Annotated in this window: 21 protein-coding genes; 14 read left to right on the forward strand and 7 right to left on the reverse strand. The window is 64.2% G+C overall.

All coding sequences use genetic code 11. From position 1 onward, the window contains the following. Positions 1 to 73 precede the first annotated feature (73 nt). The 4 genes from ACMDCR_RS04880 to ACMDCR_RS04895 all read right to left on the reverse strand — a co-directional run bounded on the left by ACMDCR_RS04880 (position 74) and on the right by ACMDCR_RS04895 (position 4,623). Positions 74 to 1,111, reverse strand: coding sequence for a Gfo/Idh/MocA family protein (locus tag ACMDCR_RS04880; protein WP_413991439.1), 1,038 nt, complete (start codon positions 1,109 to 1,111; stop codon positions 74 to 76). Positions 1,112 to 1,118: 7 nt separating this feature from the next. Then, complete coding sequence (locus ACMDCR_RS04885) at positions 1,119 to 1,952, reverse strand: carbohydrate ABC transporter permease (protein WP_413991440.1); 834 nt, start codon at positions 1,950 to 1,952, stop codon at positions 1,119 to 1,121. A gap of 2 nt (positions 1,953 to 1,954) precedes the next feature. Further along, positions 1,955 to 2,872 (reverse strand): carbohydrate ABC transporter permease, encoded by a 918-nt coding sequence (locus tag ACMDCR_RS04890; RefSeq protein ID WP_413991441.1) that lies wholly within the window; start codon positions 2,870 to 2,872, stop codon positions 1,955 to 1,957. Between the two features lie 311 nt (positions 2,873 to 3,183). Continuing rightward, positions 3,184 to 4,623, reverse strand: a complete 1,440-nt coding sequence (locus tag ACMDCR_RS04895; protein ID WP_413991442.1) for an extracellular solute-binding protein — start codon at positions 4,621 to 4,623, stop codon at positions 3,184 to 3,186. A 386-nt stretch (positions 4,624 to 5,009) separates the two neighbouring features. Between ACMDCR_RS04895 and ACMDCR_RS04900 the strand changes: the two genes are divergently transcribed. Next, a complete protein-coding gene (locus ACMDCR_RS04900) occupies positions 5,010 to 6,278 on the forward strand; it encodes an ROK family protein (protein ID WP_413991443.1) in 1,269 nt (422 codons plus the stop codon). 197 nt (positions 6,279 to 6,475) lie between these two features. Here the strand turns inward: ACMDCR_RS04900 and ACMDCR_RS04905 are convergent, their stop codons facing one another. Continuing rightward, positions 6,476 to 7,249, reverse strand: a complete 774-nt coding sequence (locus tag ACMDCR_RS04905; RefSeq protein ID WP_413991444.1) for an SDR family NAD(P)-dependent oxidoreductase — start codon at positions 7,247 to 7,249, stop codon at positions 6,476 to 6,478. A 319-nt stretch (positions 7,250 to 7,568) separates the two neighbouring features. On the opposite strand from ACMDCR_RS04905, the gene ACMDCR_RS04910 reads away from it, so the two are divergent. The 6 genes from ACMDCR_RS04910 to ACMDCR_RS04935 all read left to right on the forward strand — a co-directional run bounded on the left by ACMDCR_RS04910 (position 7,569) and on the right by ACMDCR_RS04935 (position 14,272). Further along, positions 7,569 to 8,402, forward strand: coding sequence for a DeoR/GlpR family DNA-binding transcription regulator (locus ACMDCR_RS04910; protein WP_413991445.1), 834 nt, complete (start codon positions 7,569 to 7,571; stop codon positions 8,400 to 8,402). A 12-nt stretch (positions 8,403 to 8,414) separates the two neighbouring features. Beyond that, entirely contained in the window at positions 8,415 to 9,215 is an 801-nt protein-coding gene (locus ACMDCR_RS04915; RefSeq protein ID WP_413991446.1) for a BtpA/SgcQ family protein, read from the forward strand. Between the two features lie 93 nt (positions 9,216 to 9,308). Beyond that, positions 9,309 to 10,808, forward strand: a complete 1,500-nt coding sequence (locus tag ACMDCR_RS04920; protein WP_413991447.1) for an FGGY-family carbohydrate kinase — start codon at positions 9,309 to 9,311, stop codon at positions 10,806 to 10,808. Continuing rightward, entirely contained in the window at positions 10,805 to 11,452 is a 648-nt protein-coding gene (locus tag ACMDCR_RS04925; protein WP_413991448.1) for an HAD family hydrolase, read from the forward strand. The genes ACMDCR_RS04920 and ACMDCR_RS04925 overlap by 4 nt, the downstream gene beginning before the upstream one ends. A 110-nt stretch (positions 11,453 to 11,562) precedes the next feature. Continuing rightward, a complete protein-coding gene (locus tag ACMDCR_RS04930; RefSeq protein WP_413991449.1) occupies positions 11,563 to 11,880 on the forward strand; it encodes a hypothetical protein in 318 nt (105 codons plus the stop codon). A 127-nt stretch (positions 11,881 to 12,007) separates the two neighbouring features. Next, positions 12,008 to 14,272, forward strand: a complete 2,265-nt coding sequence (locus tag ACMDCR_RS04935) for a N,N-dimethylformamidase beta subunit family domain-containing protein (protein WP_413991450.1) — start codon at positions 12,008 to 12,010, stop codon at positions 14,270 to 14,272. A gap of 105 nt (positions 14,273 to 14,377) precedes the next feature. Here the strand turns inward: ACMDCR_RS04935 and ACMDCR_RS04940 are convergent, their stop codons facing one another. Further along, on the reverse strand, positions 14,378 to 15,838 hold the full coding sequence (locus ACMDCR_RS04940; RefSeq protein WP_413991451.1) for a PLP-dependent aminotransferase family protein: 1,461 nt from the start codon (positions 15,836 to 15,838) through the stop codon (positions 14,378 to 14,380). Positions 15,839 to 16,055: 217 nt separating this feature from the next. On the opposite strand from ACMDCR_RS04940, the gene iolE reads away from it, so the two are divergent. From iolE to ACMDCR_RS04975, 7 genes are all read left to right on the forward strand, one after another. After that, positions 16,056 to 16,955 carry a myo-inosose-2 dehydratase gene (gene iolE / locus ACMDCR_RS04945; RefSeq protein ID WP_413991452.1) on the forward strand — a complete coding sequence of 300 codons (900 nt, stop codon included), beginning with the start codon at positions 16,056 to 16,058 and terminating at the stop codon, positions 16,953 to 16,955. Between the two features lie 15 nt (positions 16,956 to 16,970). Beyond that, the gene (locus ACMDCR_RS04950; protein ID WP_413991453.1) at positions 16,971 to 17,870 is read left to right on the forward strand and encodes a polysaccharide deacetylase family protein; all 900 of its coding nucleotides are present in this window, start codon (positions 16,971 to 16,973) and stop codon (positions 17,868 to 17,870) included. A 170-nt stretch (positions 17,871 to 18,040) separates the two neighbouring features. Beyond that, a complete protein-coding gene (locus ACMDCR_RS04955) occupies positions 18,041 to 19,030 on the forward strand; it encodes a sugar ABC transporter substrate-binding protein (protein ID WP_413991454.1) in 990 nt (329 codons plus the stop codon). A gap of 147 nt (positions 19,031 to 19,177) precedes the next feature. After that, positions 19,178 to 20,299: an ABC transporter permease gene (locus ACMDCR_RS04960; RefSeq protein WP_413993536.1), complete on the forward strand. Its 1,122-nt coding sequence runs from the start codon at positions 19,178 to 19,180 to the stop codon at positions 20,297 to 20,299. Then, positions 20,299 to 21,117 (forward strand): ATP-binding cassette domain-containing protein, encoded by an 819-nt coding sequence (locus ACMDCR_RS04965; RefSeq protein WP_413991455.1) that lies wholly within the window; start codon positions 20,299 to 20,301, stop codon positions 21,115 to 21,117. Before ACMDCR_RS04960 ends, ACMDCR_RS04965 begins: the two co-directional genes overlap by 1 nt. 207 nt (positions 21,118 to 21,324) lie before the next feature. After that, positions 21,325 to 22,428, forward strand: a complete 1,104-nt coding sequence (locus ACMDCR_RS04970; protein WP_413991456.1) for a Gfo/Idh/MocA family protein — start codon at positions 21,325 to 21,327, stop codon at positions 22,426 to 22,428. Between the two features lie 158 nt (positions 22,429 to 22,586). After that, positions 22,587 to 23,150: a hypothetical protein gene (locus ACMDCR_RS04975; protein ID WP_413991457.1), complete on the forward strand. Its 564-nt coding sequence runs from the start codon at positions 22,587 to 22,589 to the stop codon at positions 23,148 to 23,150. 109 nt (positions 23,151 to 23,259) lie between these two features. On the opposite strand, the gene ACMDCR_RS04980 is transcribed toward ACMDCR_RS04975, so the two are convergent. Then, positions 23,260 to 24,750, reverse strand: a complete 1,491-nt coding sequence (locus ACMDCR_RS04980) for an HAL/PAL/TAL family ammonia-lyase (RefSeq protein WP_413991458.1) — start codon at positions 24,748 to 24,750, stop codon at positions 23,260 to 23,262. Between the last annotated feature and the right edge of the window lie 121 nt (positions 24,751 to 24,871).

A 24,871-nucleotide genomic window follows, 5' to 3' on the forward strand; every position in this document is an offset into this window, starting at 1 on the left:
ATAGGAACGATCGGGCGAGATGAAACGCTGGCGTTGCACACCGTCTTCAAGACACCCCACCTTCGTCCAACTGTTATTTCGCCAGCGTCACGGTGCTCCCGCTGGCCGCCGCCTTCTCGATCGCCGCCAGCACGCGCGTCACCTCGAGCCCGTCCTCCGCATCGGCCAGCACGGGTGCACCGGTAGTCACCGCGTCGACGAAGCGGGCGATGGCTTCCATCACGAAACCCCCGATCCGCCCCCCGGCGGCCGGTGTGACGCCGAGCAGGTCGGCCGTCTTGAGGCCCGCCCCGGCATATTTGCGGAAAGTGCCGTTCTGGGCGGTGTCGAGCTGCAGCGAACCCTTCTCGCCGACGATCTCGGCGCGGAAGTCGAACACCAGCGGCAGGTCGCGCGGCAACACCCAGCTGTTCTCGAGCGTGGCGACGGCGCCATTGTCGAACTCCAGTAGCGAGACATGCACGTCGGCGGTATCGACGCCCTGCGATGCGAGATAACCGCGGCGCACCATGGCCTGCACCTTGACGACCTCGGCATCGAGCATGAAGCGGAGAGCATCGACGGAGTGGCTGCCGAGGAACCAAAGCGCCGAGGATTTGCTGGCCCAGGACAGCAGTTCGAAGGGCACGAACACCGTGTTGGAGAGCCGCGCTGAGGCATGCAGCACCTTGCCGATCTCGCCCGACGCAATAGTCTCCTTCGCGGCGTGCACGGCTGGGTTCACGCGGTTATGAAAGTCTACCATCACTTTCACGCCACTCCGGGCGGCTGCATTGGCGATCTTCTCGGCCTCGGCGAGTGTGGTCGCCAGCGGCTTTTCGCTCATCACATGCTTGCCGGCCTCGATCGCCGCCAGCACGATGTCGGCATGGGCGAAATCGGGGGTCGCCACCGTGACAGCCTCGACATCGGGATCGGCGACGAGATCGCGGAAATCCTGGTAGACCTTCTTCGCCCCGAACTCGCGCTGCATCTGTGCGCCACGCCCGGAATCGAGATCGCATACGGCCGCGAGCTCGGCACCCGGAATGGCATTCAGCGTCTTGCAATGAAAGGAGCCCCAAAGGCCGGCGCCGACGACCCCAAAACGGGCGGACTTGTGAGAAGACATCAACAGATTATCCTTTGACTGAACCGAAGGTGAGGCCGCGCACGACATAGCGGTCGAGCGCGAGGAAGATGATCATCGGGGGCACCATGGCCGCGAGCGCCGCTGCGCCGATGAAGCCCCAGGTGACGCCGGCCGTGCCGAAATATTGCAGCGTGCCGACAGGCAGGGTGGCGGTGGCGCGGTTGGCCAGCACCAGCGGGAAGGCGGCATTGTTCCAGGCGAAGACGAAGGCGAACATCGATGTCACGATGATGCCGGGCCTGACCAGCGGCAGCACGATCCTGAGGATGATTGCCGGGGTCTTGGCGCCATCGACGCGGGCAGCCTCCTCGATCTCCATCGGCACCTCGTCGATGAAGCTCTTCATCAGCCAGATCGAGAAGGGGATGGTCAGCGTCTGCAGGATCAGGATCATGGAGAAATAGCTGCCCTTGAGGCCGACCGAGCTCGCCAGGATCGAATAGGGGATGAGGAAGGCAACCGGCGGGGCCATCAGCAGGCCGAGATACCAGAGCATGATGTTCTTGCGCCCGCGGATGCGGAAGCGCGACAGCGCATAGGCCGCCGGCAGCGAGAAGGGCAGGTTGAGGAGCACGGCGCCGATGGCGACGATGAGGCTGTTGCCGAGCTGGGGCAGGTTGTTGCCGGGATCGCCGAAGGTGTAGTGCAGCGAATCCCAGTCCGGCTTGAAGACCACCACCGGCGGCATGGTGAAGAAAGTCTCGGGCGGGCGGATCGCCAGCAAGGCGAACCACAGGATCGGTCCGATGAAGAAGGCCAGCAGCAGGAAGGTGAGCGCGTAGCTCATGGCATGGCCGGCAAGTCGTTTTCCCCTGGCCATGGTCAATCCAGATCATTGAAGGCGAAGAACACGAAGAGCCCGATGATGGCGTTAACGATGATGACCATCATCCAGGTCATGGCGCTGGAGAGCCCGATATTGAAGTCGACCAGACCCTGTTGATAGAGGCTGTAGCCCAGCGTGCGGGAGGAGGAACCCGGGCCGCCCTTGGTCAGCACCAGCACGAGATCGAAGGTGTTGAAGAGCTGCATGAAGCGCAGCATCACCACGATCAGCGCGGTCTTGCGGATCAGCGGCAGCTTGATGCGCATCAGCATGGCCCAGGGCGAGGTCTTGTCGAGCCGCGCCGCTTCGATGATGTCCGATGGAACCGAGAGCAGGCCGGCATACAGCACGATGGCGAAGAAGGGCGTCCATTCCCAGATGTCGGCGAACAGGATGGCCCACAGCGCCGTGCTGCCGGAGCCGAGCAGTCCCTGGGGCGGCAGGGGAATGCCGGAAGAGGAGAGCAGCCAGGGAATGAGGCCGCCATTGGGGTCGTACATGTAGCGAAACAGGAAGCCCACCACGATCGGGGCGATGGTGGTGGGCATGATCAGCAGCGCCCGTGCGACATTGAGGCCCGGCAGCTGCTTCACCAGCAGGAGCGCGATGGCCAGGCCAAGGCAGAACTCGATGGCCGTGCCCACCAGCGTCAGAGCGAGCGTGTTCCACAGCGCTCCCAGGAAGAAGGAGTTGGAGAACGCCATCTGGTAATTGCCGCCGCCGATGTAGCCCATCGGCGTGGGGCTCATCTGCAGGTTCCAGAAATAGAAGCTGTTCTTGAGGGCGAAGAGCAGCGGAAAAGCGATGAGCGCCAGCAGCAGGATGACGGAGGGCGCGATCAGCACATAGGGCAGGAACGCAGGAATACGCCGCCGAGGGCGGGTGGGGATGGCTGAAACGTCGATTGCGGTCATAGTCGATATCCCTGGGTCCGGATAGCTCGACGAAGACGACAAGGCGCGACGCGATCCCTCCTCGGTTTCGGGGAGGGTGGACCGGCGAAGCCGGGACGGGTGGGGCAGGGTGGCGCGACCTGTCCGCAATCGGATTGGTCGCCCCATTCTCCCCCTTCCGTCATTTCTTCGAAATGCCACCTTCCCCGAAGCCGGGGAAGGATCAGGTCGCGCCCTATCCTGTCTGGATTAAGAGGCGGTCGTCTGTTCGCTTGCAAGCGCACAAAAAACAGAACGGCCCGCGCGTGGGAGAGGCGCGCGGGCCGTGTCGCTCAGGCGAGGGAGGCCATCAGGGCCTTGGTCGCGTCGAGCGTGTCGTCATAGCTGGGCTGCTTGTAGGGGATCAGGAAGTTGCCGGTGAGGATGTTGGTGAAGAAGGAGTCGGTGTCCTTCAGCGCGCCCTCGGGCGTGCTGTCGCCCGACAACACCTTGTTGAGGTTGAGGCCGTAAATGCCTTCCAGCGTGGTGTAGACCGGGCAGGGTGGGCGCACGATCTTGCCGTTACCGCGCTTGAGGTCGGCGATCTGCGCCGGCAGATAGGGATAGATCTTGATGAGGTCGGGATCGGCGTAGAGCGAGGGCCGGGCGAAGTCGGAGAACTGGTAGCCATACTTGGTATAGAGCGCCATGGCCTTCTGGGTCTTGGCCGAGGTCGCCCATTTGATGAAGGCCCAGGCTCCGTCCTTGTTGGAAGTGTTGGAGGGGATGCCCAGGCTGTGGCCGCCGATGGAGACGACCTGGTTCTTGCCGGGCGACTGGGGCAGGCGGGTAATGCCGATCTTGTCGGCGATCACCGAATCCTTGCCGGACATGTAGCCGTCCTTGCGGCAGAGATAGGAGTAGGGCGTCCACCAGTAGAACATGCCGATATCGCCCTTGGCGAAACGCATGCCGGCGTCGAACCAGTTGTAGCCGATCGCCTCGGGCGGAGAGTTCTTGTAGAGCTCAGCGAAGAGCTTCAGCGCCTCGACATTCTCGGGCGTGTTGATGGTGGGTGCAAAGTCCCATGCACTGCCAGTTGGGAACTGCTTGAACCAGCGCACGCCGGAGCTGGCGGCCAGCTGGGTGTACATGTGCACGATTGGCGCGGGCTGCTGGCCGGAGAGCACGGTGCCCACCATCTTCTTTCCGTCGAAATCCTGTCCGTTCAGCTTCTTGATGATGTCGAGATAATCGGACCAACTCCAGGAGCCGTCATCCGGGATCTTCACGCCGGCCTTGTCGATATAGTCCTTGCGGTAGAGCACGGCCTGGCCGTAAGTCGCCACCGGCAGCGTGCCGAACTGGCCGCGCCAGGTGTTCATGGAATAGAGCACCTCGGGGACGTAATCCTGGATGTTGACGTCCTTATCCCCCTTGATGAGATCATTGAGGGGCATGATCCACTTGCTCTCCAGATATTGTCCCAGCCACATCTGATCCACCGAGATGACGTCGGCATCCGGCTGGTTGGAGATGAAGGAGGAGGTGAGGCGGGCCTGCAGCGCCTCGAGCGAGATGCTTTCGATCTGCAACTCGATGCCGGTCTCCTTCTTGAAGTCGTCGGCCAGGCCCTGGATGGCATAGTAGAAGGGGTCGCCGGCAAGCAGCACGCGCAGGGTCTTGGCCTGCGCGGAGGCACGCCCTGGCGCAAGGCCGAGCGCAGCGGCGCCGGCCAGGGCAGCGCTGGTCTTCAGCACGCTGCGGCGGGAGACAAGGGAAGTCGTAACCATGCTCATTCTCCTCTGATGTGACGTCAAACTGCTGGTGGTGCGTTTTCTTGGGTGGTTTTCTTGATTGTCTTGTCGACTGTGGCCGATGGCGGGCCTTCAGCTCCACCGACGACCTGGGCGGTCCTGCGCGTCGGGCCAGTCGAACAGGGCCTGGACGAAACAGCGCATCGGAACGGGATCTTTGTGTTTTGCCGTTTTCTTGAGTATGTTTGATGCTCACACAAACTTACGATACCGTCAAGGCCGGGTGTGGGGTGCGGGGACAACGCGGCGGTCGCATCGCTGAGCCGGCCCAGCGGTGCTAGGCCTCGTGTAACAAGCGCTCGATTCGCCTGACTAAGGCTGCGCAGTCCGGCGGATCTCTCGAACTCGTGGGACCAGTCATCATGGCGTCCGAAGGAAGACCTTCCGACAGCGACAAGGGAAGCCTGGCGGCGATCAACGAGCTGTTCGACGAGCCGGTGCGGCCGCGCGGCCGCAACCGGGGCCTGATTTCCTCCTCCGCCATCGGCCTCGCCAATCGCGGGCGCGTGTTGCAGGTGCTGTTCGATCTCGGTCCGACCAGCCGCGCCGAGCTCGCCCGCCATGTCGGAGTGAACCGGGCTACCATCAGCGGCATCGTCCAGCCCCTGATCGACCAGGGCATACTGGTGGAGAACGATCCTCTGCCCTCCAAGGAGAGCGGAGGCAAGCCTGCGCGGCCGATGTGGTTCGCCCAGGATGCCGCGCCGATCTGCGCAGTCCTCCTGATGCATGATAGCGTGCAGTGCTGCCTGGTGTCGCTCGACGGCACCATCACGGCCGAGGCGAAGGCTGCCTTCCCGCCGGATGCCGCCAGCGTCGGAACCTTGGCTGAGACTATCTATGCCTCGATCGGGCAGACCCTGAAGCACGCCCACCGCCCGCCCCTTGGCATCGGCGTCGCCGCCGGCGGCATGATCGACACGGACAACGGCTCGATCGTGGCCGTGAACCTCGCGCCCTTGCTGGCCGGGTTCCCGCTTGGGGCGGAGCTGACGCGCCGCTTCGGCCTGACCACCCGGGTCGATCACCATCCGCGCGCCTTGCTGGTGGGCGACCGCTGGTTCGGCATCGGCCGGGGCAAGCGCAATTTCGCCGTCATCTATACGGGCGAGGTGCTGGGCGGCGCGCTGTTCCTCGATGGGCACCTCTATCGCGGTCCGGCCGGCGCCGGCGGCGAGCTCGGCCATACTTTCGTGCAGGTGGATGGCGGCGTCTGCCGCTGTGGGCGCCGTGGCTGCTGGGAGACCATTGCCACCCTGGGCTGGCTGCGCCGTGAGGCCGAAATCGCCGGCCTGCCATCGGCTGGGGCGTTGGATTCGCGCCAACTTGTCACCCTGGCTGAAGAGGGCGCTGCCGGCGCGGTCGACCTGCTCGACCGCTATGCCCGCAATGTCGCCATCGGCATCGCCAATCTGCAGCAGACCATGGCGCCGAACTTCATCGTCCTGCATGGCGATGTGGTCGGAGGAGGTCCTCGCTTGCTCGATGCGATCGCTGTGCATGTTCGCGAACTCGTGCCCTGGCGCCCTGGTGGCGATATCGAACTGGTGATGGGAGATCTGGAGGACCGCGCGGCGCTGAAGGGCGCGGCGGGTCTCGTTCTCTCCGAGTTGCTGCATTTCACGTTGTGAGGGAGCGGCCTGCTCGTCTTCGGAGCCTGACCAAAAAAAAATCGGCAGGACCTCGACTTTTGTCATTGCCGGACTTGTCCCGGCAATCCAAAGGGCTTCGGTATTGGCGGAAGTGGCGGCTGGATGCCTGGGACAAGCCCGGGCATGACAAAGCCCGAACCTCTTTCCGTTCGGTGCGGATTCCTGGATCAGGTTCTTCACCCCATGTACACACCCCCCGTCACGTTCACGGCCTGCCCGGTCATGAAGCCGGCTTCGTCGGAGGCGAGGAAGGCAACCAGCGGCGCGATGTCGTCGGGGGTTTCGATGCGGCCGAGCGGGGTCTGTGCGATGTAGTCGGCCTGGACGGCTTCGGGTGTGATGCCGCGCAGCCTAGCTTCCCATTCGATCTCGCGTTCCTGCATCGAGGTGCGCACAAAGCCCGGGCAGACGCAATTGACGCGGATGCCATGCGGCGCCATCTCGCGGGCGATGGCCTGCGTCCAGCCCACCACCGCGAATTTGCTGGCGGAGTAGTGGGCGAGCAGCGGCGCGCCGACCTTGCCGGCGAGCGAGGCCGTGTTGACGATTACGCCCTTGCGGCCTGTCTTCAGGAAATGGCGCACTGCGGTCTGGTTGGTGAGGAAGATGCCGCGGGCGTTGACATCGAAATTGAAGTCCCACTCCTCATCGGTGAGGTCGACGACCGGGTTCATGGTGGAGACGCCGGCATTGCCGATCAGGATATCGTAGCCGTCCCAGGCCTCGGCTATGGCGGCGAAGACTGCTTCCACCGAAGCACGCTTGCGCACATCGATGCCAATGCCGCGATGGCCCTCGCCCAGGGCTGATGCAAGGTCCGCCGCTCGCGGTGCATCGAGGTCGGCAATGGCGACCTCGACGCCAAGACCCGCCAGATGCCTGCTGATCGCGGCGCCGATGCCGGAGGCGCCGCCGGTGACGATGGCCCGTTTTCCAGCCAGATCCCGCATCCCGATACCCCTGCATGCTCTGCATTATCGAACATATTGAAACACAATCGATCGAGTTCGCACAAGTGCTAAATGATGAGCAAAGTGCTCAATTTGCGGCGGCGGTGCAGCCAGAATAACTCCGGCTGTCGGAGTTATTGGGGATGGTGGATCAAGGAATCAGATTGAGCCGCTGCCGGCCGGGCCATAAAGAGCTTGCCAGTTGATCGAATATGTTACACAGTTTGATCGAATATGTTCGTTTCCGCATGATGCATGCGGCCTGCGCGAGCGCTACAAAGGCAGGAACATGCAGCTGGCAGCGACGAAGAGAGTGCAGATGACCCCCGTGATGACGAACGCTTCCCGCATTCCGGCCACGGCGCGGCGTGACAGGTTGATCCAGATGATCGGCCAGCGCCGCTATATCAACGTGTCCGATGCCGCGGCGGAGCTCCAGGTTTCGGAGATGACCATCCGGCGCGATCTCGACCGCCTGGCCGAGAGCGGGCTGATCAGCCGCGATCACGGCGGCGCCACCGCACGAGCACCCGAAACGGCCTTCGATGCGGACGAGCCGAGCTTTGAGACGCGCGGCCGGCGTGAGGCCGAGGCCAAGCAGCAGATTGCGCAGGCCGCCGCCAGGCTGGTGCATGCGGGGCAGACCATCGGCATCGACACCGGCAGCACCACGCATCGCTTTGCGCGCGAGCTCATCGACATATCGGGCCTGCGTCTCTTCTGCAGCAATCTGCGCACCGCCGGCCTGCTCGCTGGCGGCAAGAGCCCGGTCTATGCGCTCGGCGGCCTGATCCGACCCAGCGAGTTCTCGGTGTGCGGCCCGCTGGCGAGTTCGCAGCTTTCCACTCTCTGGCTCGACACCGTCTTCCTCGGCGTCTCCGGCCTGACGGCGCAAGGCATCTTCGACTACACGCTGGAGGATGCCGAGATCAAACGCTCCTTCATGGAGCGGGCTGGACAGGTGGTGGTGCTGTGCGATGCCAGCAAGTTCGATCACCGCTCGCTGGTGCAGGTCGCCCTCTTTCGCCAGATCCATGTGCTGGTGACCAACAAGGCCCCGCCGGAACACCTTGCCGAACCGCTGGAACAGGCCGGCGTCAAGATCATCCTTGCCGGTCATGAGCCGGCTGCTTTTCTGGATCCGCTGAATTGACAGGAGTGTCTGATGGTTTTTGATTTCCTGGGCTCGCGGCGCAAGGCCGTGATTGCCATGGCCCATATTGGCGCCCTGCCGGGCGCTCCGCTTTTCGATGCTGAGGGCGGCATGGCCAAGCTCATCGACGATGTGGCCAGGGATATCGAGAACCTGCAGGACAATGGTGTGCACGCCATCATGTTCGGCAATGAGAACGACAGGCCCTACCGCTTCGCTGCGCCGATGGAATCGGCGGTGGCGATGACAGCCATCATCTCTGCCCTGAAGCCCATGCTCAAAGTGCCCTTTGGGGTGAACTTCCTGTGGGATCCAACCGCCTCCGTGGCGATTGCGGGTGCGACCGGCGCTTCCTTTGCCCGCGAGATCTTCACCGGCCTGTTCGCGTCCGACATGGGCCTCTGGCAGCCCAATGCCGCCGACGCCCACAAGCTGCGCACCGAGATCGGGCGCAAGGACCTGAAGCTGTTCTACAACATCAACGCCGAATTCGCGGCGAGCCTCGATGCGAGGCCCATCGAATTGCGCGCCCGCAGCGCCGTGTTCTCCTCGCTCGCCGATGCCATCCTGGTCTCCGGCCCGCTTACCGGCCAGCCAGCTGCGGCGGCGGATCTGCGCAAGGTGGCGGAGACGGTGACCGAAGTGCCAGTCTTCGCCAATACCGGCGTCAATCCCGACAATGTGCGGGACGTGCTCTCCGTGGCCTCCGGGGTTATCGTCGGGACTTCGCTGAAAGTCGACGGCAACACCTGGAATCCGGTCGATCCGGCGCGGGTGAAGCGCTTCATGGACAAGGTCGCGCCGCTGGTGTGATCCCGGGTGCGCGGACGTCCCATCCGCTCTTCCTCTCCAACAAGCGCCGCGCTTCCAAGAGCGGACGAGACATCCGCGCTCCCAGGAAATTCCATGCCCTGCGTCCTTGGCCTCGATATCGGCACGACCTCCACCATCGGCATCTTGATCCGCCTGCCGGATCAGGTGCTCGGCCTCGCCTCGCGGCCGGTGACGCTGTCCTCGCCCCATCCCGGCTGGGCCGAGGAGGATCCGAACCAGTGGTGGGACAATGCCTGTGCCATCACGCGCGAGCTGATTACGGTAAGCGGCATCGCACCCGGGGAAATCGCCGCCGTCGGCGTCACCGGCATGCTGCCGGCCGTGGTGCTGCTCGACGACAGGGATGCCCTCATCCGCCCGTCCATCCAGCAGAGCGATGGGCGCTGCGGTGCTGAGGTCGCCGAGCTTGCCGCCGAGATCCAGGAGGCCGAGTTCCTCGCCCGCGCCGGCAACGGCATCAACCAGCAACTGGTGACGGCCAAGCTCCGCTGGCTGGAGAAGCACGAACCAGGGGCCTTCCAGCGCATCGCCACGGTGTTCGGCTCTTACGATTACGTCAACTGGCGCCTGACCGGCATCAAGGCGGTGGAGCAGAACTGGGCGCTGGAAGCCGGCGTCACCGATGTCGCCACCGATGCCATCGCCGACGATCTCGTGGCGCTTGCCCATATTCCACGCTCTGCCGTGCCGCCGCGCAGCCTCTCCCATGCCATTCTCGGTACCGTCACGCCGGAGGCCGCGGCGCAAACCGGCCTTTCCGTGGGTATTCCCGTGGTGGGCGGGGCGGCCGACCACATCGCCTCGGCCCTCTGCGCCGGCGTGCTCGCGCCCGGCGATGTGCTCCTGAAATTCGGTGGCTCGGTCGACGTGCTGATTGCCTCCGACACGGTGGCGCCGGATCCGCGCCTGTATCTCGACTATCACCTCGTGCCCGGCCTCTATATGCCCAATGGCTGCATGGCGACAGGCGGCTCCGGCCTGAACTGGTTCGTCCAGACCTTCGCCGGTGGTGAGCGCGAGGCAGCGGCGAGGGCAGGCCTCACGCTCCACCAATATCTCGATCGCCTTGCGGCGGAGGTTCCCGCCGGCGCCGAGGGCGTGCAGGTCTTGCCCTATTTCCTCGGCGAGAAGACGCCGATCCACGATCCTGCCATCCGTGGCGCCTTCAGCGGCCTAAGCCTGTCGAGCGGCCTGCCACATCTGTGGCGGGCGCTGCTGGAGGCCTATGCCTATGCCATCCGGCACCACGTCGAGGTGCTCCAGGACATGGGCCACGCCACCACCAATTTTCTCGTTTCGGACGGCGGGTCCAACAGCGCGGTGTGGATGCAGATTGTCGCCGACGTGCTGCAGGCGCCGCTGCGGCGGCTCTCAGGCCATCCCGGCTCCTGCCTCGGTGCGGCCTGGACCGCGGCTGTCGGCAGCGGGCTTGCCGAGGACTGGGCCGGCGTGTCAGGGTTCATCAGCTTGCGCGACCGCATCGAGCCGCAGGCCTCGAACCGATCCGTCCATGCGCGTGGCTATGAGAGCTTTCGTGCGCTTTATCAACAACTTCGCGGAACGACAGCATGAGCGTAAAAGCCGTAGCCTGGGATATTGACGGCACCCTGGCGGATAGTGAGCCGTTGCATGAGAAAGTCCTGTTCGAGGTATGCCAGCACTTCGGCGCCGACATTTCCGATCTCCCGCAGGATCATTTTCGCGGCGTGCATATGGGGGACGTCTGGGCCGAACTGAAGGACCGCTTCTCCCCCGACACGTCTGAGGAAGCCTGGCAGAAGGCGATCATCGACACGTATGTCGCTCGGCGCGCGGAGGTGAAGGCGATGCATGGTGCCGTCGAAACGGTGAAAGCCCTCGCATCGGTGGGTATCCGGCAGGGCTGTGTCTCCAATTCTTCGCGCAGGATCGTCGATGCCAACATTGCGGCGCTCGGCATCGCCCCCTATCTCGATTTTTCGATCAGCCTGGACGACGTCGAGCATGGCAAGCCCGATCCCGAACCCTATGCACGGGCCTGCCGCCGCTTCGACCTGGCGCCCGGGCAAGTGCTGGCGGTCGAGGATAGCTTTGCCGGCTTCGCATCGGCGGTCGGCGCAGGCCTGGCGACAGCTTTCTACGCTCCAGCCGGCGGAGGCATCGAGGGTGCCGACCACGTCATCGCAGACCTGCGCAAGGTCCGCGATCTCATCGATGAAGAGACCGTCCCAGCCTGAGGGCATATTAGTTTGAAACGGAATCGCCAGGAATCGCAAAACGTCTATTTTTCAATGCGTTAAACTGGAAGAGCGCTTCAACCTGAATACATTTTGCTTAGGGGCATCCCATGTACAAGATCGATCCCGCGAGCGATCGCCAGTATATCGAGGAATTCCGGCAATGCCCGATCGGTCGGCACAGCCCGGGCCTGCAGCGCGTGCTGCACATCATGCGCCAGGATCCGAGCGGCAACCAGGTCATCCTGTTCTGCCGCAAGCCTTTCGCCGAATGGGTACTGGCGACGATGCCGCCTGACCGGCGCGATCCTATCGAATTCGAGGATACGTCTGTTTTCACCAGCCGCGAGGAGGCGGAGTGGGAAATCTTCCGTCGCCGCTGGCGGTTGCTCACGGGCGAAAGCATCAACCTGCCATTCAGGGATTGAGGCGGGATGGGTGAGATGGGCGCGTATAGGAGATCCGCGCCGCCGCCCCCATCGCCCCGCTTACTTCGACAGTGCAGCGTCTCGCACGACTGATTTTTACTTCTCTCCCTTTCCCGGAGCCTCCGTCATGCTGAAGATTACCGGCTATCCCGATCACTATTCGGTTGCTCCCGGCGAAACCATCGCCTTCAAGATCTCGCTGGAAGAGGGAGAGAGCTTCGAGGCGCGGCTTGTGCGTGTCGTGCATGGCGATTGCAATCCCGCCGGCCCCGGTCTCAAATTCCCGCATGTGCCCACCGCCATCGACGGACGCCATGCCGGCAAGCCGCAGCGCATCGACGTCGGCTCCTACATGAAGGCCGCGAGCGTGCCGCCGCTCGGCAAAGGCGCCTTCACTTTCTTCGCCATGCTCTGGCCGACCCTCCCGTCACGCGGGCCGCAGACCATCGCGGCGCAATGGGACCCAGCCTCGGAACGCGGCTTTCGCCTGTTCATGAAAGAGGGCGGCCAGCTCGCCGTGGCGGTCGCCGATGGCAGCGGACGCGAGGCGCAGGTCTCGCTGCATGATGCCATGCTGGTGCGCCAGTGGTATGCCGTTGTTCTCGCGATCGATCCGCATGCCAAGCGGGTGATGCTGTCCCAGCGCCCCGTGCTGCCTTATGCCCATACATTCGATGCCGGCTATGAAGAGGTCGACATCGATATCGCGCTGCCCGAGGTCGAAGCCCCTTTTTTCCTGGCCGGATGCCCCCTGAAGGACGGCACTGTAGGCAATCATTTCGACGGCAAAATAGATGGCCCGATCATATCGTCAGGCTTTCATCCACCGGAAATGCACAAGGCGTTCCTGCTCCCGCCACGGCCTGCAGCCCTCAAGGCCCATATCATCGCCGCATGGGATTTCTCCGAGGAAATCGACTCGACACGAGCCATCGATGTCGGTCCCTCCGGCCATCACGGCGATCTCGTGCATCTGCCGACGCGGGGCATGAAAGGCTGGAACTGGACGGGCGAGGAACATGATTTCAACCGCAAGCCCGAGCATTACGGCGCCATCCATTTCCACCATGACGACCTTTACGATGCAGGCTGGGAGACGTCCGTCAGCCTGACCATACCAAAGGACCTGAAAAGCGGCCCCTATGCCCTTCATGTCACCTGCGGCGAGAGCGACGAGACGGTGACAAGAGAGAACTATCTCGCCTTCTTCGTGCGCCCGCCCCGCCAGCCCAAGAGCGGCTCGCGCCCGAAAGTGGTGATGCTGGCGCCCACCGCCTCCTACATGGCCTATGCCAATCATGGCGAGCACGTCACGGCGCGCGGTGCCGAACTCGCCATGAACCGCCTGCTCACCTTCGGCCATTCCGACGTTTACCTCTACGAGCATACCGAACTCGGAGGCTCGCTCTATGACTGCCATGCCGACGGCTCCGGCGTCGCCTATTCGAGCCGCCTGCGCCCGGTGCTGAACTTCTCGCCGCGCTACCATTCCTGGCTCGGCGGCCATGGCTCCGCGCTCTATCAGTACAACGCCGATACGCACCTCTATGACTGGCTCGATCACAAGGGCATCGACTACGACGTCATCACCGACGAGGACCTGCATGCCGACGGCTATGAACTGCTGCGCCACTACCAGGTGGTGATCACCGGCACGCATCCCGAATATCATTCCACCCGCATGTGGGATGCCATGAAGGACTGGATCGATCGCGGGGGGCGGCTGATGTATATGGGCGGCAATGGCTGGTATTGGCGAATCGCCTGGCACCAGAGCCTGCCGGGGGTGATCGAGCTGCGCCGGGCCGAGGACGGCATCCGCACCTGGATCGCCGAGCCTGGCGAGTATTACCAGTCCTTCAATGGTGAGTTCGGCGGCCTGTGGCGGCGTATCGGCCGGGCGCCGAACGTGATGTGCGGCGTCGGTTTCATCGCTCAGGGTTTCGACATCTCCAGCCCCTATCGCCGAGCGCCCGATGCCGACAACCCGCGCGCCGCCTTCATCTTCGAGGGGGTGCCGGACGAGGTCATCGGCGATTTCGGCCTGATCGGCGGTGGCGCGGCCGGCATCGAGCTCGATTGCCTGGCCACCGACCTCGGCTCCCCGCCCCATATGCTGCGCCTGGCATCCTCCATCGACCATTCGCCGATGATGCTGCTGGTCAACGAGGAATTCGGCGTGGTGCCGCCCAATATCGGCGGCGACGTCAATCCACGCGTCCACGCGGATCTTGCTTTCGGCGAAACACCTTCCGGCGGCGCGCTGTTCGCCACCGCCTCGATCGCCTGGTGCGGCTCGCTCAGCCACAACAACTACGACAACAATGTCTCGAAGATCACCTGGAACGTGTTGAAGCGGTTTCTGAAGGACGAGCCATTCCCGGTGGCATGATGCCGGGTGCGCGGACGCATCTTCCTCTCATGCAAGCGGTGTCGTTTCCAACATGCGGACAGGATGTCCGCGCACCCGGGAGTGCCAGCGCCTCCCGGTCTTCGGTCAAGCCCTGCAAGCCTCGAACGTCTCGCGCAGGGTCAAGATACCCCGCCGCGTCGCGGACGCATCACTGGCGGCATAGCCCATCACCAGGCCCTGGCGCGGCGCGCCATGGCGGTAGTGCATCGACAGTGGCGAGAGGTTGACATTGCGCCGGCGCGCAGCTTCGGCGACCGCTGTATCAGCAAGGCCCTCGCGCAGGAAGGCGGTGAGCTGGATGCCGGCATCGCCGGATGCAAGGTTCAGCCAGTCGCCGAGATGGGCGCCGCACAACTCGTGGAAATAGTGCCGTCGGCTGGCGTAGATGCGCCGCATGCGTCTGAGATGCCGAGCCATATGGCCCTGATCGATGAAATCGGCGAGGGCTGCCTGCAGGAGCAGCGGCGCGAACTGGCCGGTGATGCTCACGGCATGCACGATGCCCTCTTGCAGGGAGGGGGGCAGCACCATGAAGCCGAGGCGCAGAGCCGGGAACAGGATCTTGGCGAAGGTGCCCACATAGATCACGCGCTGGGCGTGGTCGAAGCCCTGCATTGCCGGGACGGGCTGGCCCTGGAAGCGGTACTCGCCGTCGAAATCGTCCTCGATGATCCAGGCCTTGCGGTTCTCCGCGATCTCGAGCAGGCGCAGGCGCTGCTCCATGCGCATGGTGCCGCCGAGCGGGTGATGGCAGGAGGGCGTTACGTAGATGAGGCGCAGGCGCTTGTCCGCCGGCGGGTCGAGCTGCCAGTCTCCGCCCTCGACCGCGAGTGGCAGCAGGCGGGCGCCGGCGGCGATGAAAGCGGACTGGGCGCCGTAATAGCCGGGCTCCTCCATCCACACGCTGTCGCCGGGGTCGAGCAGGATGCGGGCCAGAAGGTCGAGCCCGGCCTGCGCGCCTGTGGTCACCACGATCTGCTCCGGGCTGCATCGCACGCCGCGTGCCGTCTTCAGATAGGCGGCGATGGCGTTGCGCAGGTCCGGATGGCCGGTGACGTTGTAGGTGCCGAACAGTGTGTCACGGGCAAAGCTTGCCCGGCGCGCAAGGAGACGGCTCCACAGGCCGAAGGGGAAATTGCTGGCGTCGGGCATGCCGGGATGGAAGGCCATGTGACCCGGCGAGCCATAATGGAAGGGCTGGCGCATCATCAAATCGCCGCGGCACGACAGGGGATAATGCGCTTCCCTGGCAGAGCCAGGGCTGGCCGCAAGGGGCACCGCGGGAAGATCGATCACCAGCGGGCGAGCTCCGGCGCGGTTCGCGAGATAGCCTTCCGTTACAAGCTGATCATAGGCAGCGCTTACCGTGTTGCGGGCGATGCGCAGGTCGTGCGCCAGGGAACGGGTGGAGGGCAGGGCCGTCTCCGGCGGCAGGGTGCGCTCCTGGATCAACGTCTTCAGGGCCAGATAGAGCTGGCGGTGCAGCGGCGCGCGCGAGGTCCGGTCGAGGGCAAGTGCATCGAGGGGAAAGGTCCTTCGGCTCATCCTGGCTGGTCCTGTGGTCTTCGCTGAGGTAAGGGGCTTTGGCGGCGCGCCTGTCTCTGCAGCGTCCCATCTCACCCTGCCGCAGTGCCGCGACGCATGATGTCATGAGTCATCGTGACACTCAAACTGGCTCCTTCAAAATCCCGCCAACTGGCTCTCGCGAAGGGGACAGCCTTGCCGCATCGTTGACGGCAGAACAAATCCGAGGGAGCCTGGCATGAGCGTCAAGATCGGAATCAATCCGATTACCTGGACCAATGACGACGTGCCCTCCCTGGGCGGCGACACGCCTCTGGAAGTCTGCCTTTCCGAAACGAAGCAGGCTGGCTATCGCGGCACCGAGTTGGGCGGCAAATTTCCCCGCCAGAGCAGGGAACTTCGCGCTGTCCTCGGCAATCACGGCCTTGAACTCGTCTCCGGCTGGTATGACGGGCGCATCCTCGAACGGGAGGTCGAAGAGGAATTTGAGGCGGTGCTGCCGCACCTCACTTTACTGCGCGACCTCGGCGCGTCGCGCGTCGTCTATGCCGATACCTCGCGCGGACGCCACGATGCCATCTTCGCGCCGATCTCCGATCGCCCGCGCCTCGCCGCCGACGAATGGCGCGCCTATGGCGCCAAGATCACGGCTCTCGCCGAGCGCATGGCGGAATTCGGCATCGGCATGGCCTTCCACCATCACATGGGCACCATCGTTGAAAGCGACGAGGAGGTCTCCGCCCTGATGAACCATAGCGGCAATGCCGTGGGCCTGCTCTTCGACACCGGCCATTGCGCCTTTTCGGGTGGCGATCCCGTTGCCCTGCTCAGCAAGCATGTCGGGCGGGTCGTGCATTTCCACTGCAAGGATGTCAGGCCCGAGATTCTCGCCAAGGCAAGGCGCGAGGATATGAGCTTCATGGGCGCGGTGGTGGAAGGCATCTTCACTGTGCCGGGGGATGGCGCCATTCCCTTCGGCGCCCTGCTGCCGCAGCTCGCCGAGCGTAACTATGCCGGCTGGCTGGTGGTGGAGGCCGAGCAGGATCCGGCAAAAGCGCATCCGCTCACCTATGCCACGCTCGGCTACCGCAATCTGATCGTCCTGGCGGCTGCTGCAGGGCTCGAGGTTGAAATCTAGATCGGGACATTCGCCATGACCGCCACGCCAGTCTCCGGTACCAGCCTGCCTGCCGTCGTCATCAATATCGACGATGTGGGCATGTGCCATGGCGCCAATGTCGCCTATGTCGACCTCGCCCGGCGCGGACGCTGCGACTCCGGTTCGGTGATGGTGCCGTGCCCCTGGTTCCTCGAAATCGTCGAACTCGGCGCCATGGATTCCTCGCTCAAGCTTGGCGTCCACCTCACAATCACCTCGGAGAAGAAGTATTACCGCTGGCGGCCGCTCACGGCCCCAGGCCCCAAGGCCGGACTCACCGATGGCGATGGCTTCCTGTGGCGCAGCGTTCCCGAGGTTCGCCGTCACGCCGTGCCCGAGGCGGTGGAAGCGGAGCTGCGCGCCCAGATCGATGCCTTTCTTAAGGCGGGCCTGAAGCCCTGCCATCTCGACGCCCATATGGGCGCTGTGCTCTCGCCGGAATTCGTCGACATCTATATCCGCCTCGGCCGGGAATATGGCATCCCCATCCTATTCCCGCGCGGCATCGCGGGCTACGGCCCGATCCACAATCTCGGCGTTCTCGATGCCGATCTCTATCCCGCGAGGGCGGGTGCCCTGGAGGCCGAAGGTCTCGGCCTGGTCGATCGCGTGCTGGAAACACCCTGGCATCAGGACCAGCCGGCCGAGGTACGCTATCGCGCCTTGTTCGGGGAGATCGGCTCCGGCCTCACCTTCATGGCGCTGCATGCCAATGCGCCCGGCGAACTCGAGGCGATCGAGCCAGCTTCGGCGGCGATTCGCATCGGCGAATACGACGTGCTGCGTTCCCCGGACTCGAAGGATTTCATCGACGACCTGCCGGTCCGGCGCGGCACGCTTGCCGACTTCTCCTCCCCTTCGTCCATCTCCCGGAGCAAAACCCATTCAGGTTGAATTGTGCTCTTGGCCTAACCCACTGGAAACAGGATATTTTTTGCGCGTCCTGGTGAGTTGGCCCGAATGTGCAGCGCTCTAGCGGATGGAACTTCCGATCCTGCTGCGGATGATCGGCAAGTTCAAGACAACCAATAAGCCGCAGACCAACCAGCAGATGAGGTTCGATCATGAGGAAGACTTTATTGGCCGGGATGGCCGGACGGTTTGCAGCCATCGCCGCCTTGTCCACCGGGATTGCCTTCGCGGCGCTCGCTCCCGCCACCGCCCAGGTCAAGAAGCCGGAGGATGTCCGTATCGTCTTCGTGACCCACGGCCAGGCCAACGACAATTACTGGACCGTGGTGAAGAACGGCATGATGGCCGCCTCCAAGGCGCTCGGCGTCAAGGTCGAATACCAGGCACCCGCCACTTTCGATGTGGTCAAGATGGGCCAGATGATCGAGGCGGCCACGGCCTCCAAGCCCGACGGGCTGGTGGTTTCCATTCCGGACGCCACGGCCCTGCAGGGACCGATCGGCGCCGCCAAGGCCGCCGGCATTCCGGTCGTCGTGGTCGATACCGGCGAGGAGCAGGTCAAGCCCTGGGGCCTCGACCTCTTCGTCGGTGGCGGTTCGGAATATGACAATGGCGTCAAGGCCGGCGGCATCCTCGCCCAGGCCGGCGTGAAGGAAGCGATGTGCGTCAACCATGAGGTCGGCAATGCGAGCCTCGACAAGCGCTGCGAGGGTTTGACGGACGGGCTGAAGCCGAGCGGCGGCAAGGTCGACATCGTCGCGGTCACGCTCGATCCCACCGATGCGCCGCGCCGGGTCGAGGCTTTCATGAAATCCCATCCCGGCGTCGACGGCATGGTGCTGCTCGGCACCACGCTGGCGGGCCCGATGCTCAGCATGATCGATGATCGCGGCTATGGCGGCAAGATCAAGATCGGCACCTTCGACCTGTCGCCGGAAGTGCTTGATGGCCTCACGCAGGGCAAGGTGTTGTTCGGCATCGACAACCAGCAATTCATGATGGGCTATCTGCCGGTGGTCTTCCTCACCTCCAAGGCGATGTACAAGACATTCCCTACCGAGAATGTGCGCACAGGTCCGAGCTTCGTCACCAAGGACGATGCCGCCGCCGTGAAGACACTCGCCGACCAGGGCATACGCTAAGCCATAAGGCATGAGAATGCTGAGATCCGGTCCCTCCAGTCCGGATTTCCGGCAGGGCGCCGGGGAGCCCTCCTGGTCCCCGGCGCCTCCCGATCCTGGCGGGATCGACACTCCAAGCCCCGTCACATCCAGCGAGGCCCGCTCATGATGACAGAAACCGATTCAGCCACGGCCCCCGCGGCGGATGCGGATGGCAGCCGACGCTGGCGCCGCATGCTGAGCCGTACGTTACGCCGCCCCGAACTCGGGGCCTTCGCCGCCACCATCTTCGTCTTTATTGTGTTCGGCGTCGCCGCCGGCGATAGCGGCATGTTCAGCGTGGCCGGCATCAGCAACTTCCTCGAGGTTTCGGCCCAGCTCGGCATCCTCGCCACCTTCGTGGCCCTCCTGATGATTGGTGGCGAATTCGATCTCTCGCTCGGGTCGATGATCGGCTTTTCCGCCATCATCATGGGCATCGGCGTGGTGCAGTTCGGCCTGCCGATCTGGCTGACCGTGCTGATCGCCTTCGGCATCGCCGTCCTCGTGGGCACGCTGAACGGCGTCCTGGTGACGCGTACCCGCCTGCCATCCTTCATCGTCACGCTGGCCGGCTATTTCGTCCTGCGTGGCCTGAGCCTCACCATCACGCGCCTGCTCACGGGGCGCACCCAGATCCCCTACATTACCAAGAACACCGACGAGACCGGCTTCGTCGCCTTGTTCGGCGGCAAGTTCGCCACGGGTCTGTTCAGCTGGATGGGTAGCATGGGCTTGATTCCGCTGCGCGCCGACGGCTCGCTCACCATCCAGGGCCTGCCGGTCTCGATCGCCTGGTGGATCGGCCTTACCGGCGTTGCGACCTGGATCCTGGTCAAGACGCGCTTCGGCAACTGGATTTACGCCGTCGGCGGCGATGCCCAGGCCGCACGCAACGTCGGTGTGCCGGTGACGCGCGTGAAGATCCTGCTCTTCGTCGGCACGGCCTGCGCCGCCACCTTGTTCTCGGTGATCCAGGTGATGCAGTCGGGCTCGGCGGACGTGCTGCGCGGCACCCAGAAGGAATTCGAATCCGTCATCGCGGCCGTGATCGGCGGCAATCTCCTCAGCGGCGGCTATGGCTCGGCCATCGGCGCCTTCTTCGGCGCCCTGATCTTCGGCACCGTGGAGCAGGGCTTCTTCTACACCGGCATCGACACCGACTGGTTCATGGTTTTCCTCGGCGTGATGGTGCTGGCGGCCGTGCTGTTCAACAATTACGTGCGCCGCAAGGCGACGGAGGCACGCTGATGCCCGATCCGCAAACAAGGCCTCTCATCGAGCTCGATCATGTCGGCAAGCGTTTCGGCACCGTCGTGGCGCTGCAGGACATCAGCTTCGCCGCCTTCGCCGGCGAGGTGCACTGCCTGCTCGGCGACAATGGCGCCGGCAAGTCCACCCTGATCAAGATCCTCTCCGGTGTTCACCAGCCTACCGATGGGGAAATGCGGGTGGACGGCGTGCCGACCACCTTCCGGTCGCCGCGCGAGGCGCTCGACCGCGGCATCGCCACCGTCTTCCAGGACCTGGCGATGATCCCGCTGATGAGCATCACCCGTAACTTCTTCCTCGGGCGCGAGCCACGCAAGGGCTGGTTCCTTACGCGCCGGCTCGACATGAAGCGCGCCGATGGCATCGTGCGGCAGGAACTCGCCGATATGGGCATCAATGTGCGCGATCCCCAGCAGGCGGTGGGCACCCTCTCGGGCGGCGAACGTCAATGCGTCGCCATCGCCCGGGCCGTCCACCACGGAGCGCGCATCCTCATCCTGGATGAGCCGACCTCGGCGCTCGGCGTGCATCAGGCCTCGACGGTGCTGCGCTACATCGCACAGGCCCGGGCGCGGGGTATCGGCGTGATCTTCATCACGCACAACATCCACCATGCCTATCCGATCGCCGACCGCTTCACTCTGCTCAATCGCGGCAAGTCGCACGGCACCTACGCCAAGAGCGAGATCACCGAGGCCGAGGTTCTCGAACTCATGGCCGGCCGGCGCGACCTGAAGATCCTGCAGGACGAGATCGACCGCATCGCCAGGGAAACCGCGGCGTCAGCCCGGCCCTGAAGAGAGCCGGAGGCGAACTGGGGCGCCTCCGGACCAGCCCCATCCCCTGCCTTACCGCTGGCCACCGGCTTGCGGCCCGCCCTGCCGTTGTCCGGAGCCAAACGCGTTCGGGCAGAAACGCTTTCTCAGCCTAACTCACTGGGAACAGGAGCGTTTCGCGAGTTTTGGTGACCAATCTGAAATAAGATGCACTGAAGGAAGAGTATCATGTCGGACCGCTTGCGGGTGGGTGTCATCGGCGGGGGGCTGATCGCCCAGGTCGAGCATCTGCCCAATCTCATGGGATTGCCGGACAAGTTCGAGGTGGAGGTGGTCACCGATCCCTCGCCCAGTGTGCGCGAGAGCCTTGCGGCACGCTTCGGCGTGAAGACCTGCGCCGAGGCCAGGGAGGCACTGGGCCTCAACCTAGACGCGCTTGTCATCGCCGCGCCTGATCCCTGGCATGCCAGCCTTGCCGAAGAGGCAATGGAAGCAGGCCTGCATATCTTTTGCGAAAAGCCGCTCTGCTATGGCCTCGCCGAAATCGACCGGCTCGGGGAAGTACAGAGGCATACGGGGAAGGTGCTGCAGGTCGGCTATATGAAGCGCTTCGATCCGAGCTACGAGGCTGCGCTCGATCTCGTCGCCGGCAAGGCTGGGAGCCTGCGTTATCTCTCGGTGGAGGTGCATGATCCCGACGCGTGGCCCTTCGTCGGCCACCACGAACTGGTGATTGCCCAGGGCGACGTGCCGGCTGCGCTGATCGAAGAAACGAGGCATCGCAAACGGCTACAGGTCGAGGCCGCGCTGGGCTTTGCGCCGGATGACGTGGTCTTCCGCGGCTTTGCCGGCTCCTACTGTTCGGCCTTGGTGCATGACGTCAACGCCGTACATGGCCTGCTGGACGCGCTCGGCCTCGAGACCGGGGCGGTGCTCGGCGCCGCTCTTTTCGCAGGCGGTGCCGGAGGCCAGGCCGCGGTGGATCTGCGCGGTGGCGAGGCGCTGTGGACGATGACCCATGTCGAGATCCCCGGTGTCGCCGATTATGCCGAACGCATCAGCCTCTATTTCGAGGATGAGATCGTCGAACTCATTTTCCCCGCCCCCTATCTCAATCACCATCCCACCCAGCTCAGCCGCCGCCGCTCGCAAGGCGGCAGTCTCGAGGCCACGGCGATCCGCCCCGGTTTCGGTGAGGCTTTCGTCCGGGAACTGGAAGGCTTCTGGGCCACGGTCGTTGGCAAGGCGCCGGCCCGCAACGGTATCGGCGAGGCGCGGCGCGATCAGGCCCTGCTGATCGCCATGGCGCGCAGGGCGGCAGGGGTTGCCTGAGGGATCCTCATGAGATCGCAAGATCGCTATACTCGGGTAACCGCCTGCCGTCACGACGTCGTCACTCGTGCGATCCTACAGCCAGCCGGGCCTCACGAGTCCCGGCGATCGTCAAAGTTCGGGCTCGATCATGAAATCTTCAAAGGCCGGAGGACCTCATGCCCAGCATCCCCCTGACAATCTACATCACGCCTTTTGCGGAGAAGGGTGTCACGGAGGCGGCGAAGTGGAGCTGTGATTCGGCCAAGGATGCCCTGGATGTCGTCAACGGAATCTGGGCGAAGGCGAATGTCGCATTCGTGATCAAGGAATGCATCGTCGATGCGCCGCTCGATATCGCAAAGGACTCGCGCAACGATGACAAGCGCTTGCTGGGCGTCCTCACCTATCGGCATTCGGAGGACCAGTCGATCCATATCTATCTCGTCAACTCGATCGAGAATCTCAACGCTGGTGGGGGCTCATATCAGAGCAGCGATCCCGAGGCCGCCAGCTTCGTCCAGTGGTACTACAACACCGCGGCCAATGGACGGGCCTGGGCCCATGAACTCGGCCATCTGATGACCCTCGATCATGTCAAGATCGACTTTACCAACGAGAGACAGGCGGCGGCGCTGCGCAGCAACCTCATGGTCGAGGGATTGAGCACCGGCAGGGATCTGTCGGCCAAGCAGATCGCCCAGGCCAAGGGCTCGCCGTTGGTCAAGCGCTTTGCCGGATGATGCCCTGCCAGCGCGTCTTACCTGCAGATCGAATCACCAAGAATCGCAAAATGCTTTTGATGCCAATGCGATAATTTGGAAATCCGCTCCGGCCTCAACGCATTTGGCTTTAGGCGCTGCCAGCATCTCCCCGCTGCAAAATGCCCCGAGCCGCGGCAATATCCCCCGCAAGCGGGCGGTCGTCGCGGTAGGGCGGGATGGCGCTGCGGATATCGCGATAGAAGATTTCAGTGCCGGGCGCGCGGGCGTGCTCGCCTTCCTGCAGGTCATAGGCCTGGGCGTTGGCGAGCAGTTCGATGGCGAGGATGTGCTCGGCATTGTCGAGTATCTGCAGGGTCTTCAGCGCCGCCGGCGTCGCGTGGGTGAGGTGGTCCTCCTGCAGGCCGGAGGTGACGCCGCCGTCGAGGCTGGCGGGGCTGGCGAGGCGGCGATTGTAGCCGACCAGCGAGGCAGCCGTGTATTGGGCGATCATGAAGCCCGAGGCAACGCCGCTGTCGGCGGCGAGAAAGGCGGGGAGGCCCGACACATGCGGATTGACCAGCCGATCGAGGCGCCGCTCGGCCATGGCGGCGAGTTCGGCGACGGCGATGCCGGCCTGGTCCATGGCAAGCGCGATGTGGGGAGCCACGGCATGCGCTTCGGAATAGACCTGCGGCGCTTCGGGCGTGCCCATCACGGCCGGATTGTCGCTCACGGAGGCGAGTTCCCGGTCCACCGTGGCGCCGATCGTGGCGAGGGCGTCGCGCACGGCGCCATGCACATGCGGCACCGCCCGGAGGCTGAGCGAATCCTGGGTTTGCCTGCCGGCCGCGGCAGCGAGGATGGCGCTGCCTTCGAGCAACGCGCGCATGCGCTGCCCGGTCTCCTGCATGCCATCGGAGACGCGCAAGGCGAGCGAGACGGCATCGAAAGCCACAGGCTGGCTGCGCAGGTTCTCGAAGCTCATCGCCGCCGCGACATCGGCCCAGCCGATGAGGCGATGCGACCGGCCCATCGCCAGTGCCGAGAGACCCGTGACGCAGGGTGAGCCGTTGACGAGACTCAGCCCCTCCTTGGCCTCCAGCACCAGGGGGTCGCGGCCGATGCGGGCGAGCGCCTCGGCGCCGGGGAGGCGTTGGCCTTCATGCATGGCGAAGCCCTCGCCGATGAGCACGAGGGCGATATGGGCCATATGGCTGAGATAGCCGACCGAGCCGAGCGAGGGCACTTCGGGAATGCAGTCATGCGCTAGCAAGGCGAGCATCTGTTCGACCAGCGCCGGGCGCACGCCGGAATGGCCATGGGCGTAGTTGTTGATGGCGGCGGTGATGATCGCCCGCGTCTCCACCCTGCCGAGCGGGGCACCGACGCCTACGGCGTGGCTCATGATGATATTGCGCGAGAGCTGGCGCTGCTTCGGCCTGTCGACGATGACATTGGCAAGGCCACCGACGCCTGTGTTCACACCATAGGCGAGGATGCCGCGCTCGACGATGGCATCGACGATGGCGCGGGCATGCGCCAGACGCTGCCAGGCGGCATCTGAAAGGAGGAGAGGCTCGCCAGCGGCGACGGCGGCAGCCTGCTGCCAGGTGAGGGGACGATCGAGGGTGACGGACATTGGTAACTTACTGAAAAGAGGCGTTACTTGAGCCTCCCCCACGAAGCTGGGGGAGATGGCATTGCGAAGCAGTGACGGAGCGGGTGTGGCCCGATGGGCTCGACTTCTAAGGAAAAGGCTC

Source organism: Labrys okinawensis, assembly GCF_047345005.1.
Lineage (GTDB): Bacteria > Pseudomonadota > Alphaproteobacteria > Rhizobiales > Labraceae > Labrys > Labrys okinawensis.